13 protein-coding genes are annotated in these 12,477 nt (G+C 53.3%); 5 read left to right on the forward strand and 8 right to left on the reverse strand.

Annotated elements, in window-relative coordinates; all coding sequences use genetic code 11:
• The first annotated feature begins 84 nt into the window (after window positions 1-84).
• Window positions 85-1,026, forward strand: a complete 942-nt coding sequence (locus KQX66_RS04950) for a helix-turn-helix transcriptional regulator (RefSeq protein WP_216790496.1) — start codon at window positions 85-87, stop codon at window positions 1,024-1,026.
• Window positions 1,027-1,182: 156 nt separating this feature from the next.
• Here the strand turns inward: KQX66_RS04950 and KQX66_RS04955 are convergent, their stop codons facing one another.
• The 4 genes from KQX66_RS04955 to KQX66_RS37765 form a co-directional block, all read right to left on the reverse strand.
• Window positions 1,183-1,527, reverse strand: a complete 345-nt coding sequence (locus KQX66_RS04955) for a MerR family transcriptional regulator (RefSeq protein ID WP_216790498.1) — start codon at window positions 1,525-1,527, stop codon at window positions 1,183-1,185.
• A 74-nt stretch (window positions 1,528-1,601) separates the two neighbouring features.
• Window positions 1,602-2,342: an SDR family oxidoreductase gene (locus tag KQX66_RS04960; protein ID WP_216790500.1), complete on the reverse strand. Its 741-nt coding sequence runs from the start codon at window positions 2,340-2,342 to the stop codon at window positions 1,602-1,604.
• Between the two features lie 141 nt (window positions 2,343-2,483).
• On the reverse strand, window positions 2,484-2,723 hold the full coding sequence (locus tag KQX66_RS04965; protein ID WP_216790502.1) for a hypothetical protein: 240 nt from the start codon (window positions 2,721-2,723) through the stop codon (window positions 2,484-2,486).
• A gap of 35 nt (window positions 2,724-2,758) precedes the next feature.
• The gene (locus KQX66_RS37765; RefSeq protein WP_010500956.1) at window positions 2,759-2,893 is read right to left on the reverse strand and encodes a hypothetical protein; all 135 of its coding nucleotides are present in this window, start codon (window positions 2,891-2,893) and stop codon (window positions 2,759-2,761) included.
• 157 nt (window positions 2,894-3,050) lie between these two features.
• On the opposite strand from KQX66_RS37765, the gene KQX66_RS04970 reads away from it, so the two are divergent.
• From KQX66_RS04970 to KQX66_RS04985, 4 genes are all read left to right on the forward strand, one after another.
• Entirely contained in the window at window positions 3,051-5,039 is a 1,989-nt protein-coding gene (locus tag KQX66_RS04970) for a 5'-nucleotidase C-terminal domain-containing protein (protein ID WP_216790505.1), read from the forward strand.
• 186 nt (window positions 5,040-5,225) lie between these two features.
• Entirely contained in the window at window positions 5,226-5,981 is a 756-nt protein-coding gene (locus tag KQX66_RS04975; RefSeq protein ID WP_216790507.1) for a hypothetical protein, read from the forward strand.
• Between the two features lie 163 nt (window positions 5,982-6,144).
• A complete protein-coding gene (locus KQX66_RS04980) occupies window positions 6,145-7,512 on the forward strand; it encodes an ABC transporter substrate-binding protein (protein WP_216790509.1) in 1,368 nt (455 codons plus the stop codon).
• Between the two features lie 40 nt (window positions 7,513-7,552).
• A complete protein-coding gene (locus KQX66_RS04985; RefSeq protein ID WP_216790511.1) occupies window positions 7,553-8,566 on the forward strand; it encodes a S66 family peptidase in 1,014 nt (337 codons plus the stop codon).
• Window positions 8,567-8,867: 301 nt separating this feature from the next.
• On the opposite strand, the gene KQX66_RS04990 is transcribed toward KQX66_RS04985, so the two are convergent.
• The 4 genes from KQX66_RS04990 to KQX66_RS05005 all read right to left on the reverse strand — a co-directional run bounded on the left by KQX66_RS04990 (window position 8,868) and on the right by KQX66_RS05005 (window position 12,456).
• Entirely contained in the window at window positions 8,868-10,082 is a 1,215-nt protein-coding gene (locus KQX66_RS04990) for a M24 family metallopeptidase (protein WP_216790513.1), read from the reverse strand.
• Between the two features lie 67 nt (window positions 10,083-10,149).
• Window positions 10,150-10,908, reverse strand: coding sequence for an amino acid ABC transporter ATP-binding protein (locus tag KQX66_RS04995; RefSeq protein WP_216790515.1), 759 nt, complete (start codon window positions 10,906-10,908; stop codon window positions 10,150-10,152).
• A gap of 15 nt (window positions 10,909-10,923) precedes the next feature.
• A complete protein-coding gene (locus KQX66_RS05000; RefSeq protein WP_216790517.1) occupies window positions 10,924-11,568 on the reverse strand; it encodes an amino acid ABC transporter permease in 645 nt (214 codons plus the stop codon).
• Between the two features lie 27 nt (window positions 11,569-11,595).
• Window positions 11,596-12,456: a transporter substrate-binding domain-containing protein gene (locus KQX66_RS05005; protein WP_216790519.1), complete on the reverse strand. Its 861-nt coding sequence runs from the start codon at window positions 12,454-12,456 to the stop codon at window positions 11,596-11,598.
• Window positions 12,457-12,477 lie beyond the last annotated feature (21 nt).

Raw genomic sequence — 12,477 nt, forward strand, 5'->3', positions numbered from 1 at the left:
CGCCGCTCAAGCTGTCAAAGTTGAAATATTGAGATTCAGTGAGAAAACAGGAGAATACATTACTTTATAGTGGGAGGGAAGATATTGCAGAAGTCACAGCGGCTAATCCAAATGATGATGAGAATAAACGCCAGCAAGTCATTTACCGTCCGGGAGTTGGCCGATGAATTCGGACTGTCCAGCCGAACGATTACACGAGACTTGCAGGAACTAAGCGAGCTCGGTGTTCCCATCTACTCCGTCCAAGGAAGAGGGGGAGGGTATAGGCTGCTCCAGGAAAGGCTCCTCCCGCCGATCAGTTTCTCCGAAGGCGAAGCCATTGCGATGTTTTTTGCATGCCAATCGATGGATTACTTCAGTTCACTGCCATTCGGCGAGGGAGCAGACTCCGCGCTTCGCAAGTTTCACCACTATTTACCCGCGGATGTAAAGGAGAAGATTGATCGTTTAAAGAACAGGATTATGTTCTGGAGTCCCTATCGATGGATGTCTCCGGAGATTCTCCAAACCTTACTGCAGGCCATTATGATTCGCAGCGTCGTTACCATCGAATACAAATCCAGCAGCGGTGTGTCGGAGCGCAATATTCAGCCCATCGGGCTCTATGCAAGTTCCGGCTTCTGGTATTGTCCCGCATTTTGTTTTCTTCGGGAAGAAATCAGGCAATTTCGAGCGGATCGGATTCTCTCTGCGTCGATCAATGAATCGATTCCTTGCCGGGAGGATATCACGCAGAAGACGCTAATGGATAAGCCCCAAAAAAACCAACAGGAACAAACGGTGCTCCGGTTGGAGCTGACGAAAAAAGGCGTCTGGTTGTTGGAATCGAATTCGCGGATCGCTCCCTATATCGTGTGCAATGAGGACGGAAGCGGGTATGCCGACATTCAGATCGCTACAGAGGACTTGGGATTTTACGTGGATTTTATCTGGCAATTCGGGAGTGATGTGAAAATAGCGGGACCTATCGAAGCCATGACGTGCATGAAACAAAAAATCGAATCGATGCGGCTGCTCTATTGTTAAACAGCTATTTTTTAAATTTTATTATTTTTTGTAAATTCGCTACGTACCGCTTAAACCGGCAACATCCGTTTGACCTTCGGGTCAGGCGGATGTCCGGGAAGCGTAAGGTCTGTACAGCCGCCTTAATCGCAAAAACGTTCGGCAGGGTTACGCTGGCTACCTCATCGCTTTATACAAATCAATCTTACGATGAATCATGGCTTGATACGACATCAGTCGATCGATTTGCGATTTTACGTTTTCTCCTTGCTTTTCAAGCAGGCAGATGCGTTGGTCGATGGTCTTGTTCCCCTGTACAAATTCCTTGATATCCGAAATGGACATCCCCGTCGCCCGAAGACAACAAATAAATTCGAGCATTTCAATGTCTTTTCTTTCATACAGGCGTATGCCGCTTTCGTTGCGGTTCACGATTGGCATAATGCCTTCCTTCTCGTAATATCGCAAAGTATGAATAGATAAGCCGGTTTGCTCCGACACTTGACCGATTGTGTAGCTCATCGTGAATCCCTCCTGTTGAAGCCTATTCAAAATAAAGGCTCACCTGCACAAGGTGAGCAATCGAAGCATTATCATTATAATTCCTGGCTCGTCGGCCTTACAATGATTTCATTGACAGCCGTATGTTCCGGTTGGGAAATCGCATATAGAATCGAATGGGCGATGGCTTCGGCCGGCAATGAAATTTGCAATGCATCGCTTATACTTTTTTTAATTTCTTCGTTTGAAATGGTATGAACCAACTCCGTTGATACGGCACCGGGACAAATAATCGTTGTGCGAATGTTATTTTCGGCTTCTTCTTGCCGCAAAGCATCGGTAATCGCCCGGACGGCAAATTTTGTTCCCGAATAGACGGCCCATGTTTTTCTTACGATATGTCCCGTCACGGACGAAACATTAATAATATGTCCTTGTTTTCGTTCCCGCATATACGGAAGAACCGCAGCAATACCGTAAAGCACGCCTTTCATGTTTACGTCAATCATGCGATCCCATTCGTCTACCTTCTTCTCGTGTAAAAAAGAAAGCGGCATGATCCCTGCGTTGTTAATCAGAACGTCCATTTGTCCGAAGGTATCGAAGGTAAACTGCGCAAGCTCTTCCATTTCCTTATGCGAAGCAACGTCAGTCGTTTTAAAGACGGCTGTGCCGCCTTGTGTTTCAAGGCTTGCTTTAAGATGGTGCAAGCGTTCCTCACGTCTGGCGGCAAGTACAACCTTGGCTCCGTTAGCGGCAAGCACTTTGGCAGTGGCTTCGCCAATACCGCTCGAGGCTCCGGTTAAAATAACGACTTTTCCTTCCACGTTTAACATACCAGACCATCCCTCCAGGTTTCGAGATTTTTCAAGTATAGAACCTAGAGTGCTCTCGAGGTCAAGGCTGCGTACCAAAAAAGCTTCATCTAGCGATGCCGTGTCGGGCATGCCGGATGAAGCTTCCTCTTGTTTGCGGCGTTATTCCGCTTCCTCCGGTTCCTCGTCCATGCCAATCGCTGCGTCGAACGCGGATTCCCCGGGGACGTTGGTGATGTCCTCTTTCGCCCGAACCTGCTGCTTGATGTTCTCATAAAAGCTCTGAAACGACTGATCGAGCAGCGCTTCGCGGTTCGGATCGTTGTTGACGTCGGAATCGACTTCCAAGCTTCGGATATCCGCGGCACTTCCGTCTACCGTTTTGTTGTTATCCGGGGTCATTAGCAGGTCCCTTTCATCATCTTTCCTTCAAGCGGTCACTTGTTGTTCAAGTTTCTCAGCACTTGGGCCGGCATCTCTTTGCGGTCTTCCTCGGCTTTTTTCTCTTTGGTCTTATCGTCCGGGTTCGCCGAATTGTACCGGGCAGCGTCCATCCCGTCCATAATATTCATGGGAAATCCCTCCTTTACCGATATCATGGCTTTTGAGGGCCGATTTTATTCTGCGGGCTCGCGGGCCTTCATATAAACTTAACCTTGTCCGGGGCAGTTTTATACTATAATGGTTCAACGAGAGGCAGGCATAATCTTCTAAACAACGAGGTGGAGCATGAACAAGACGGCACGTTCTTTCGGCATCGCACTGCTGGCGGTTGGCTTGGCATTTCCGGCATGGATCGGCAGTATCTCCAGTGTCCGGGCGGAAGCTTCCGGCAGTCCATCCGTATCCTTGCTGTATTTCAACGACGGACACGAAATCAGTCCGGTGACCGACAAGCTCGGCACCCGCGGCGGTGTAGCCCGGGTGAAGAAGCTGGTGGACAGCATACCGGGTGAGAAAATCGTCGCTTTCGGTGGCGATCTGGGCGGCGGCACGTTATTCGGCGGCGTCTTCAAAGGGCATCCAATGGTGGAGGCGTTCAACCGGATTCCGGTCGATGTCGCGAATTTTGGGCAGCATGATTTTGACGCAGGCGTCCCCAATACGCTGGAGCTGATCAACAATTCGCGCTTTCGGTGGATCTCCTCCAACTTGATCGGAAGCGACGGGAAGCCGTTCGGTCAAGTACCGGAGTGCGTTGTCATGGAGAAGCAAGGCATCCGCATCGGCATCCTCGGCCTGACCAGCGCCATGGAAACGACGATGCGGGACGAGCGGGTCAAGAGCCTGAATGTCATCGAGTCCGCGCAAAAAGCGGTGGCCAAGCTGAAGCAAGCAAAAGTGGATCTGATCGTGGCGCTGACGCAGGAGCCGGTTGCGGACGATAAAGCGCTGCTGGCGGCCGTCCCCGACATTCGGGCGGTCTTTACCGAAGAGGAAGCGGAAGAGAAATCGTTCGTCCATGAGGTCGACGGCGGCGGTCGGTTGATCTTCTCGCCTCAAGGCAACATGGGGTCGATCATCCGGCTTGTCGTGAATAAAGAAACGGACGGGATGATCCGGTTGTCTCATGAGATATTGAAAGTCGACGAAACCATTAAAGAGGACAAGCCGCTGGCTGAGCTGGCTGCCGGGTACCAGACCAAGCTGGATACGGAGCTGGGCAAAAAGGTGGCCTCGTTGGCCGGCGATTTGCCTTACGGGGATAACCACGAATCCCGTTTCCGGGAAACGGCCATCGGCAATTGGATTGCCGACGCGTACCGCGATTATTACGGGACCGACATCGCTTTTGCGAATGGCGGCGGTATTCGGGCGAGCGCCAAAAAAGGCGATTTCACCTTAAAGGACGCCAAATCGATATTGCCCTTCGGCAATAAGATTGTGAAGGTGGAAGCGACCGGAGAGATGGTGCTGGCCGCGCTGGAAAACGGAGTGTCGGGCGTGGAGAAGCTGGCAGGTGGCTTTTTGCAGGTTTCTGGCATTGCCTACGAATACGACGCGGACAAGCCTTCCGGTCAGCGGGTGGGGAACGTTCGAATCGGCGGGCAGCCGATCGATAAAGATGCCGTCTATACGTTGGCCTTGTCGAACTATATGTTCACCGGCGGCGACAATTACACGATGTTTGCAAAAGCAAAAGCCCTCGTAGGAGCGGGGGAGGCGCTAACGGATTTCGAACTGCTTGCGGCGTATGCTTCCAAGCTGAAGCAGATTCATGTCCAGCCGGAGGGCCGGATCGTCGTCAAAGGCTTCGCCGACGTACCGTCCGGTCATTGGGCACATGCCGCGGTCAAAGGGTTGACCGGTGCAGGCGTCATGAGCGGCGCGGGCGAAGGGCGGTTCGCTCCCAATGCAGGCTTGTCTCGCAAGGAGGCAGGCGAGATGGTGTCCAAGGCATCGGCCCGGGAAGCACACGCCTCGGTATGGACCGAGCTCGGACTGGGCGGCGAAGATATGGCGGCGCCGGTTGTGCGGCAGGAACTGGCACTCCTCGCCAAATGGCTGTACGAGAACAAAACAGGCAAAGCGCTGCCCGTCGCAGCGAAGTCACCGTTTGCGGACGACGCGGCGATGCCGGACGGCATGAAAGCGGCAGCGGCCGGGCTGGCCCAGCTCGGCTTCGTCGAGGGGCGGCAGCCGAACCAGTTCGCCCCGCAGGAACAGGCGACGCGGGCGGAAGTAGCGCACTTGGTCTGGAACATCCTCAGCAAATAAATTCAAAAACAAGCCGATGCTTGCCGTTGTGAGGCAGTATCCGGCTTGTTTTTTTTCCATATTCAGCATTTATTCAGCTTACGCTCAACCAACGCTCAGCCCAAACTAAGGTTCCATTAATGTACAGCTCCTATACTTCAAAGTGTAAGTGAAACACACATTCGAAAACAAAGGAGACAGGAAACCATGAAAACAATCGGAAAAAAATTGATGGCAGGAACCATTGCAGCAGGCTTTCTTCTCGGAGGAGCCGGATTATATTACACTCAAGCATATGCCGCAACAACGACTACGGAAAGCGGCACAACCGCAGATAGCGCGCAGCAGGGTCATGGACACGGGAAGTTCGGCAAGGGCGGCTTTGGCCGGGAAGAGCACAGCTTCCGCGGCGGTGTGAACATTCTGAAAGAAACGGCCACGCTGCTTAACCTGGATGAGAAAACGCTGATGGACGAGCTGAAGCAAAACAAAACGCTGGCGCAAGTCGCGCAGGAAAAAGGGGGCTTGACGGAAGATGCCTTCATCCAAAAGCTGACCGACACCGAAACGAAAGCGATTGACGATGCGGTGAGCGCGGGCAAGATTACGCAGGATCAAGCGGACAAGCGTAAATCTGATCTGGCAGACCACTTGAAGAAAGCCGTGACCGCGACGAAGCCGCAAGGTCAGCACGGCGAAAAAGGCGGAAGAGGAGCTTTCGGGATGATGGGCAATCCCGAGAATCTGACGAAGATTTTGGGTATTACCCAGCAGGAGCTCACCGACGCGATGAAAGCAGGCAAATCGCTGACTGAAATCGCGCAGGACAAAGGCATTAGCCGCGACCAGCTCATCAGCCAAATCAAATCGAACCTGGACGATGCGATCGGCAAATTCGTAGACCGCAAGCCGGGACAGCACAAGGATGCGGCTTCCACAGACGCGACTAACAGCGCAAACTAAAACGATATAGGGAAAGATCTTGTCTCTTTCATAGAGGCAAGATCTTTTTTTATACCGCTGTACAGCTCTCTTTGAGATCTTGAACCATAAAATGGTAGAATAGGATTGGATGCATTTTGAAAAACAGGTTTAGATTTCAATAGGGGAACAGGAGTAGATAGTTTTGAAAAAGGTTATGCTGCTTGGCATCGTCGCCGGACTGACATGCACTGCGACAGGCTGCACCTGGATGTCCGGTACGGAAGAACAGGACAAGCTCTCGGGCTCGATCAAGGTCGTATACTGGAACAAAAATAGTTTTATGCAAAACTACGGGAATCTTTTCAGCGCCAAATATCCGGATCTCGCGGTTGAGGTTCTTCCTTTGGAAGGCATTTACAAGCCGAGGCAGGATAATAAAAAAGCGTTTGACGATTACGTTCAGCTTCACAACCCCGATGTATTGTTGTTGGATTCGGAGCAATTCGAAAGATACGCAGGCTCCGGCAAGCTCAAAGCACTGGACGCCGATATGAAAAAGGACGCCTATGATACGAAAGGCTACTATTCAGGCGTTCTGGAATATCTGAAAAGAGCGGGGGACGGCAAAATTTACGGACTCGCTCCTTATTTTAACTGCGAAGCCGTGTTTTACAATAAAAAGCTGTTTGCGGAGTATGGCGTCCCGTTGCCAGAAAATAAAATGAGCTGGAACGAGCTTATTTTGTTATCGCAACGATTTTCAAAGCAAAACGAAGAACCCCCGGTCTACGGCTTGGAAGGCCGTGAGCTGACGAATCCTTTTATATTCGCTACGACGGTTGGCGCGAGCTACGGGTTGAAATATTTGGACCCTGAGTCGAAGAAAATGACCTTGAATACTCCTGAATGGACGAAAATTTTTAAGCTGGTTGCGGAGGCTTTTCAGAAGGGGGATTTTTATAAGGCTGATCCGGCCCTAAGCCAAAGCCCGTCTCCGGGAAGCAACAGAGAAGAGGTGCTCAAGCAGCAGTATCCGTTTTTGAACGGACATATCGCGATGACGATTCAAGGTGTCGATTTCATCGATGTACTAAGTACGACGCCGGGGCTCCCTTTTGAGTGGGATCTGGTTACCGTACCCGTTGATCAGAGCAACCCCAATAGCGGCAATTCCATGTCGGTGAATGAAATTTTTTCGGTCAACGTAAACTCTCAAAATCCTGCGGCCTCTTGGAAGTTCATCGAATACGTGAATAGCGATGCCTTCGCCCGGATTATGACCAAATCGACCCTGAGAGCTTTGCCTGCCCGATTGAGCGCCATGCCTAAAGAGGAAAGAAACGTGAAAGCTTTCTACGAATTAACCCCGCCGACCGAATCAATGTATAAAAACTTCGACAAGCTGCCCGACAGCTTTTTGATGACCTTCGATTCGATTATTAACGAGGAGATGGAGCCGTTGTTGCAAGGTAAGAGCACGGCGGAAACGGCGTTGCAACAGATCGAGGCCCGCTCGCAAGCCGAGCTGGATAAAACAAAGGATGATATTCCGATTGCTCCGAAAAGCTAGTTTTGGTAATATCGTGTAAATTGGGAGAGGGGGACTTACGATGAACTACCCGGTTTTCAAAGAAGCAGCAACGATTGGCGTAACCGCCCCGTCCTCCGGGGTGCCCTCGGCATTGCATGATTTGGTCAAGCTCTCGTGCAGCCGCATGCAGAGCAGAGGCTTTAACGTCGTTTGCGGAGAAACGGTGTGGACGCAAGAGAAGGCCAAATCCGCGCCGGCTCAAGTCCGCGTGAACGAATTCAACGCCATGATGAGCAACGACGCAATCGATATGATCATTCCGCCCTGGGGCGGGGAGCTGCTGATCGAGATGCTGGAGCACGTCGATTTTGAACAGTTGCCGAGCAAGTGGATTTTGGGCTATTCGGATGTCAGCGCATTGCTGCTGGCGGTCACTTTAAAAACCGGCCTGGCGACAGCTCACGGAACGAATCTGGTTGATTTGAGAGGTGAATATTCCGACGAGACCACCGCCATGTGGCAAGCGGTCTTATCGACGAAAACGGGCGAATCCGTCCTCCAGCATTCCTCGCCGAAATATCAGAAGGAATGGAAACACGCCGACCCTTCGCCGTGCACCTACCATTTAACCGAGCCTACGTATTGGAAAACCGTGTCCGGGGCAAAAACGAGCATCCAAGGCCGTTTGCTTGGCGGATGTATTGATATCATCCGGCATTTGATCGGCACCCCGTTCGGCGACGTGCGGCAATTCCAGAAGCATTTTATCCATGAAGACCCTATCGTATGGTATCTGGAAAACTGCGAGCTGTCCACAACGGATTTACGCAGATCGTTAGTGCAAATGAAGCTGGCCGGCTGGTTCGAGCACTGTTCCGGTATTATGTTTGGCCGCAGCGGCGTCAATCGTCCGGTGGAAGGCTACACGGCCGAAGATATTTATCAAGAGCTGGCCGCGGAGCTGCAGCTCCCGATTGTTTACGATATCGATTGCGGCCATGTCCCGCCGCAGATAACGTTCATCAACGGAGCGTACGCCGAAATCGAAGTCGAAGACGGCAAAGGGACAGTAAAGCAAGTTTTTAAGCCATAGTCCATAGCCTACGCAAAAAAGGTCAAAAAGACAGCGTGTACGTATCTGGAGCTTGTTGAGAAAGAGGTTTTTGACTGAAATAGAGAAACATACGGAGGTGGGGTATCTGCTGTAGGAGCGATAGCGTTCGCCTTTGTCTGCGGGAAATATCCGCTGCTAAGCGGCTTCCAATCAAAATTTCCCGCAGACAAGAGCGACCGGAAGTAGATACCCCACCCCCTCGTACACCTCTATACTTCAGTTGACCTCTTTCCCAACAAGCTCAAAACAACGTAAACGCGTCTTTTTGACCTTTTTTCACCTACAACGAAATCAAATCCCGCGACAGCTTATTCAGCCGCTCGCAGCCGCTATCCGTCACCAGCACCATATCCTCGATCATGATCGAGCCCACACCGTAGCCGTAGTACGGCGTTTCGAGGCAGATAACCATGCCCGGGCGGAAGACGGTTTCCTCCGACGGGCTCAGGAACGGGGCTTCCTCGGCCGCGAGGCTCAGTCCCGCGCTGTGCCCCAGATGGCCGCGGTTGTAATTCGGGAGGCCCGAGCGGCGGATCAGCGGCATCACTTCGTCAAAAGCGCGCTTCATCGGCATCCCGGGCTCGATCAGCTCCAGCAGCCGGTCGTGTCCGGCCCGCAGCGCGCCGTAGATGCGCTTCACCGTATCGGACGGCGAGCCGAGCACGAACGTGCGCGCAATGTCTGAGCCGTAGCCGGCCACATCGACGCCGACATCGAATTTGACCAGATCGCCGGGCTGTCCCGGACGCGTATCGAAAATATGCGCAGGCGCAAAATGCGCCCCGACCGAAATCATGTGGAAGCGGGAGGACGAACCGTCGGCATGGGTCAGCAGCGCGAGCCGGAAGGCGTCGGCAATCTCGGCGGCCGAGCTGCCGGCCCGGATTCCCTTGATCGTTTCGGCGATGCCGATCTCGGCGTATTCGCAGCTCTTGCGCAGCTGCGCGATTTCCCAAGGCGTCTTGAGCGCGCGCAGCTCGGTCAGGATCGCTCCGGCTTCCGTGAATTCCAAGCCGGGGACGGCTTCGCGCAGCGCATTCACGGCAGGATACCGCATGGAGTTCAACTCCACGGCTACCTTGCCGCCGCTTATCCCGTGTTCGGCCAGCACCTGCCCGAGCAGCCCGAACATTTCCTGCACTTGATGGTTCACGGGCCGCCGCCCTTCGTACTTGGCGCCGCGCAGCCCGAGCGGATCGTCGACGTCGACCCAGGTCGGGTACGTGCGCAGCTCGCATCCGGGCAAATCCGCCGGTACGCCCGCGGCCTCAAACTCGTTCATGATGATGACCGTGCGTCGGCTCGGGTCGCGGAACATCACGGCCAGCGCAACTTCATTCATCCGCAGCGTATACATAAACGTGCTGGGATGACCGGACAGATAGTAGAAATTTTCACAGCTTGACGCCACGAGCGCTTCCACATTTTCCCTCTCCATAATCGCCCGCGCCCGCTCCGCGACATTCTTCAAATGCTCTGCTTTGCTCGGAACCACAATGTCCACTCCTTCGAATCGATCTTGTTACTCCGCGTTCGCGCCCCGCGGCGTTGTACGGCGGTGCTCAGACGCCATCCGGCGCGCCTTCGATTTGCCGCAAAAACTTGCGGGCCCGCTCCGTCTGCGGCTGGACGAAAAATTGTTCCGGTGCGCCTTCTTCCTGAATTTTGCCGTCGCTCATAAAAATAACCCGGTTCGCCGCTTCCCGCGCAAACTTCATCTCATGGGTGACGACGATCATCGTCATGCCTTCCGCGGCAAGCTGCTTCATGACGGATAGCACCTCGCCCGTCAATTCGGGGTCCAGCGCCGACGTCGGCTCGTCGAACAGCATCATCTGCGGCTGCATGGCAAGAGCCCGGGCAATTGCGACCCGCTGCTGCTGGCCGCCGGATAGCCGGGAAGGATATTCGTTCTTTTTATTGAGCAATCCCACCTTGGCGAGCAGCGATTCTCCAATTTCGACGGCCTGCTTCTGGTTCATTTTTTTAACAATCGTGGGAGCCATAATGACGTTCTCCAAAGCGGTCATATGGGGGAACAAATTGAACGACTGGAACACCATGCCGGTTAACGTACGGATGTGCCGGATCGCCTGCTTCTTGCTTGCCGCGTCCATGGAGGCGGCCCATGCCGCATCGCCCAACCGGATCGAGCCTGCGTCAGGCTCCTCCAGCCCGTTCAGGCAGCGCAGCAGCGTGCTTTTGCCGGAGCCGCTCGGGCCGACCAGGACCACGATTTCCCGGGAGCGGATATGTAGATTGATGTCGCGGAAAACGACCAGATCGCCGAAGCTTTTGCCGAGTTGGTTTACCTCGATCATGCAGATCACACGCCCTTAATAAGCTTTTGACAAACGAGATTCGATGCGGTTTAAAATGTACGAAAAGAACATGCTCATCACCCAATACATGAGAGCAATGGCGATATAAAAAGGCATCGCGACATAATACTGCGCAATCAGCAGTTGGGCGGAGCGCAGCAGCTCGGTCACGGTAACGACGGAGACGAGCGACGTCTCTTTCAGCATCCCGACGAACGTATTGCCCATCGGCGGGATCGCCACGCGGGCCGCCTGCGGAAGCACCACCCGCCGCATCGTCTGCCAGGGCGTCAAGCCCAGCGACAGCGCGGCTTCCGTCTGCCCTTTGGGCACGGACAGAATCGCGCCGCGGAACGTCTCGGACAAGTAGGCGCCGATGTTGATACTAAGTGAAATAAAGGCCGCTGTGAGCGGCCCGAGCGTAATCCCGTAGTCGGGTAGTCCGTAATAGATGATGAAGATCTGTACCAGAATCGGGGTTCCGCGAATGATGGACACGTAACCTTTGGCCAGATTACTTATGAGCCAATTTCCTTTGAGACGGGCGATGGCGACGACCATCCCGATGATGAGTCCGAAGAACATCGAGACGATCGTGATCAGCAGCGTATAATACGCGCCCGTCAATAGAAATTGGAAGTTCTGTAAAACCAGTTCCATGCCGTACATCCTCCCGGTCCGCGCTGATTAGAAGTTCGGGTCTACGCCAAACCATTTTTGGAAAATCTCTTTGAACGTACCGTCGGTTTTCATCTCGGCCAGCGCTTTATTGATCGCGTCGAGCAGCTCCGGGTTGTTCTTGCGGATGGCGACACCGGCAAAATCTTCTTTAATCGGATCTCCGACCGCTTTGACCTTGAACTGGTTTTTCTCGATCAGCGGTTTGATGGCGAATACGTTATTGATCGTCGCGTCGATGCGGCCGACGTTCAGGTCCTTCAGCGACGTAATGACATCGTTATATGTGGCGATTTCGAATGTACCGACCTTCGGCATCGCGACGTCGCGCAAATATTTCTCGTCGTTCGTGCCGAGCCCGACGCCGATCTTTTTGCCTTTGAAGTCTTCGAGCTTCTGGATCGTCGTGTTGTCGCTCTTGACGATGACGTTTACGGCGTTTTTCACGTAAGGCGTCGAGAAGTCCATCGTTTTCTTGCGGTCTTCGGTGATCGTGACCTGGCTTACGAGCGCGTCGTACTTGTCCTTTTGCAGCCCTTCGATCAGTCCGGAAAATTCGCCGGTGATGAATTCGACTTGAACGCCCAGACGTTTCGCTACCGCCTTGGCAACGTCCGCATCGAAGCCGTCGATCTCGTGCTTGTCGTTCAGGAAGTTGTACGGAGCATAGGTGCCCATGAGCCCGACTCGGATTTTGCCGGCTTTCTTGATTTGCTCAAGCGAGTTAGCCGCGGTTGTCGTCTCGGCCGGTTTCTTGCCGGCGTTCGCATCCGGTGCCGGGGCAGGCTTGCTTCCGCAGCCCGCGAGCGCGATCGCAAGAACGCTCAGCAGCGAAACGGACTTTACAAATTTGCTTAGTTTGATAGACATAACAGTTGCCTCCTTGTGGGT

The sequence above is a fragment of the Paenibacillus oleatilyticus genome, from assembly GCF_018998565.1.
GTDB lineage: Bacteria > Bacillota > Bacilli > Paenibacillales > NBRC-103111 > Paenibacillus_G > Paenibacillus_G oleatilyticus.

Excerpts from the sequence above, each read along its gene's own strand:
- KQX66_RS04960 (WP_216790500.1), bottom strand. The coding sequence starts at position 2,342 with ATGTTAAACGTGGAAGGAAAAGTCGTTATTTTAACCGGAGCCTCGAGC.
- KQX66_RS04970 (WP_216790505.1), top strand. The coding sequence starts at position 3,051 with ATGAACAAGACGGCACGTTCTTTCGGCATCGCACTGCTGGCGGTTGGC.
- KQX66_RS04965 (WP_216790502.1), bottom strand. The coding sequence starts at position 2,723 with ATGACCCCGGATAACAACAAAACGGTAGACGGAAGTGCCGCGGATATC.
- KQX66_RS04995 (WP_216790515.1), bottom strand. The coding sequence starts at position 10,908 with ATGATCGAGGTAAACCAACTCGGCAAAAGCTTCGGCGATCTGGTCGTT.
- KQX66_RS05005 (WP_216790519.1), bottom strand. The coding sequence starts at position 12,456 with ATGTCTATCAAACTAAGCAAATTTGTAAAGTCCGTTTCGCTGCTGAGC.
- KQX66_RS04985 (WP_216790511.1), top strand. The coding sequence starts at position 7,553 with ATGAACTACCCGGTTTTCAAAGAAGCAGCAACGATTGGCGTAACCGCC.
- KQX66_RS05000 (WP_216790517.1), bottom strand. The coding sequence starts at position 11,568 with ATGGAACTGGTTTTACAGAACTTCCAATTTCTATTGACGGGCGCGTAT.
- KQX66_RS37765 (WP_010500956.1), bottom strand. The coding sequence starts at position 2,893 with ATGAATATTATGGACGGGATGGACGCTGCCCGGTACAATTCGGCGAAC.
- KQX66_RS04955 (WP_216790498.1), bottom strand. The coding sequence starts at position 1,527 with ATGAGCTACACAATCGGTCAAGTGTCGGAGCAAACCGGCTTATCTATT.
- KQX66_RS04975 (WP_216790507.1), top strand. The coding sequence starts at position 5,226 with ATGAAAACAATCGGAAAAAAATTGATGGCAGGAACCATTGCAGCAGGC.